The following is a 2,600-nucleotide window of genomic DNA, read 5'->3' as shown; positions in this document are numbered from 1 at the left end:
AGACATCAGCAACAGCATCCTGCGGCTTGGAAGACACACCATCATGCTCACACTGCCGAAGCCCCCACCACCACAGAACTAACGAAAAACTCAGTAGTGTCCTGCGCCGGGAATTTCAGTCTTAAGTGTCTTGCTGGTTTGGGAGGGCTGGTGGGTTGATCTTGGTGAGGTAGTCGGCGAGGGAGTTGAGGATCTCGTCCGCGGTTCTGGTCCAGGTGAAGGGCCTGGGGTTCTCGTTCCATCCGTCGGTCCAGGCCCTGATGTCTTGCTCCAGGGCCTTCACGGAGGTGTGCACGCCGCGGCGGATGAGCTTGTCCGTCAACAGGCCGAACCACCGGCTCGACCTGGTTCATCCAGGACGAGCCGGTGAGGGTGAAGTGGACGTGGAAGCGGGGGTGTTTTCCCAGCCACGTCTTGGTCTCGGCGGTGTTGTGGGTGGCGAGGGTGCGCAGGTCCTTCTGCAGTCCTTGACGCCGGGCCGTGTCCATGGCTTGGAGCATTTCATCAGTGATGTCACCGGGTCGGAGTGCGCTCATCGTCCTGCCTTGTACGACCGCCCCCGCCGGTGGCCATACCGCGAGGCCATCGAGCGGGACGCTGCCGGGCAGACTCTGGTCAGCCGGTGATCGCCCGTGGCAGGCTCGTGGCTTTCCAGGCGAGGGGGCATCGTGATGAAGGGGTTCGCGGAGACGGAAGGCGAAGTGTGCCCGGACTGCAAGGCGGGCCCGGCCGGGAGAACGCCTGCCTCGGAGTGGGGACGCCGTACCAGATGTGGCGCACGCCTGACTGCCCGCAATGGACCATCAGGCAGATCGACCGGGAGGCAGGCTCCCGGCGCATCAAGGAACAGGACGCGTGGCAAGGACATTTTCCCTGCCGCGCATGAACGTCTAAAGCGGGCCGTCGCCGCGATCGAGCCGGGCACGCCCGCTCAGCCGTTCATCGACGCCCTGACCGAACTGGTCCAAGCGCAGGCCGACACCGCCGGCTTCGTTGTTCTGCACCGCTGGGCGGAGATTCTGGAGCGGCACTTCCCGCCCCAGCTTCCGGACCCCAACCACACCACCTCGTAGCCCCGACCACGCTGCCGAGTGGCCTCTCCACCAGGGTCGCCGGGTACGGCGGGCGGCAGTGTCATTCGACGGCGACGTCCTGACGCAGGTCCAGGTAGCAGCGCAGCCGGACACCGGGCTGACCTGGGTCACGCGTGGCGCGGTCGGCCGTGGCGGTGGCCCACCGGAAGGCGAGCGCCTGCTGAAAGGCGAAGGCGGTGCGGTCGTCGGCGGCCGCGACGTCGACCAGTCCGGGTTCCGTCAGAGGCAGTTCGTTGATCGGCTCCGTGTCTGGCACGACGCGCTGAAGGCTGTCAGGGTTCGCCGCCACGTGGAGTTTCACCCGGGCGGGGTGCCTCTCCGCGCGGGCGCAGTGGTGGCACGGCGCCACTGCCGGGTTGTCGAGTACATCCTGTCCTGCCGGAACTGTCGGAAGACCGCCGTGGACCATGGCAAGGACTGCGCTCAGGTGACCGCTGTCCGCGCCGACACCACAGGTGACAACGCCACCGACTGGCCCACGATCACTCCTGTCGGCCCGTTCACCGGGGAGGAGAGATGCGTGCGCGGCCACATCCCCGGCGATCTCAACTCCGACCTGAGCGGTGCCTACGGAGTTTTCATCCAGAGCGCGCGTCTGGCTGACAACGACGGCTTCTGGCTGAAGGTGACCTTCTCACCGGCGGCCGCTGCCGGCTGGTCAGTCGCCCCGTACGGGAACGACGACCGTCGGCAGCGGCCCCGCCACTTCCTGCGGGTCCACCGCCAGGCCGAACTCGCTCTCGACCGCTTCCAGAGCGGCAGCCGGGCCGGAGAAGTCGTCATCCGGCTCGTCCAGGAAGAAGCCGGCCCGTTCCAGAACCCGGTTGAGCCGGTCCGGCTCCGTCCCGGACGCCGGGTCGACCCTCCCCCAGTCGAACAGGGTAAGAATCTCCCCGTCACGGGCGTGCGCCACGCGAACGGAAGCGGTTATGGGCTGCCACACGGACACCGCTTCCGTGCCCCTGGACAGCTCCTTGAGCACCGGCTCCCTGAACGGGACACCCACCTGCGGGAGCGCATCGAACACATACGCCCACCCCGTCCCCTCCGGGCAGTAGACCCGCACCGCCCAGCTGCCCAGGCTGTAGTGCTCAGCCACACCGTCGATGGGATACCGGGGCAGCGGATCCGGGCCGACGGCACCCAGCCGGGCCAATACGTCCGCCTCCCCCAGACCCCGGACCGCGGTCACGCAGAACCACTCGGGCCCCAGCACATCGAACAGCGTGGAAGCCATCCCGATCCGTGCCTTCCTGGTCGGCATCCGTTGGGCGGCCGCCGACGCTACGACACATGCCTGAACTCCCGGTGACGAACGCGGGCATCATCAGAAGCCGTATCTCAACCGATCCTGGAACGCCCTGTTGGCTTCGTGGGTGGGAGCGGCCACCACTTGTCGACGAGTTTGGGTTCTGGCCCAAGTTCTGTGGTGCATTCACGCTCTGTAAATGTTGATCTTCGTATCGGCTCTCCTCGATCGTCTTGAAATGCCCCATGGTGGCTGCG

The 2,600-nt window shown here is 66.6% G+C and carries 2 protein-coding genes and 1 pseudogene; all 3 read right to left on the bottom strand.

Annotation, left to right across the window (positions count from 1 at the left end):
- Nucleotides 1-121 precede the first annotated feature (121 nt).
- Nucleotides 122-452 (bottom strand): annotated as a pseudogene (locus KUM38_RS29525) (IS630 family transposase); the annotation flags it as partial.
- 682 nt (nucleotides 453-1,134) lie between these two features.
- Complete coding sequence (locus KUM38_RS29520) at nucleotides 1,135-1,350, bottom strand: DUF6207 family protein (RefSeq protein ID WP_217133746.1); 216 nt, start codon at nucleotides 1,348-1,350, stop codon at nucleotides 1,135-1,137.
- A gap of 402 nt (nucleotides 1,351-1,752) precedes the next feature.
- A complete protein-coding gene (locus KUM38_RS29515; RefSeq protein ID WP_217133744.1) occupies nucleotides 1,753-2,331 on the bottom strand; it encodes a DUF6461 domain-containing protein in 579 nt (192 codons plus the stop codon).
- Between the last annotated feature and the right edge of the window lie 269 nt (nucleotides 2,332-2,600).

The organism is Streptomyces sp. AC558_RSS880, from assembly GCF_019049255.1.
GTDB lineage: Bacteria > Actinomycetota > Actinomycetes > Streptomycetales > Streptomycetaceae > Streptomyces.
The sequence above is the reverse complement of the archived record's forward strand: the minus strand, read 5'-3'. Positions and strand labels throughout refer to the sequence as shown.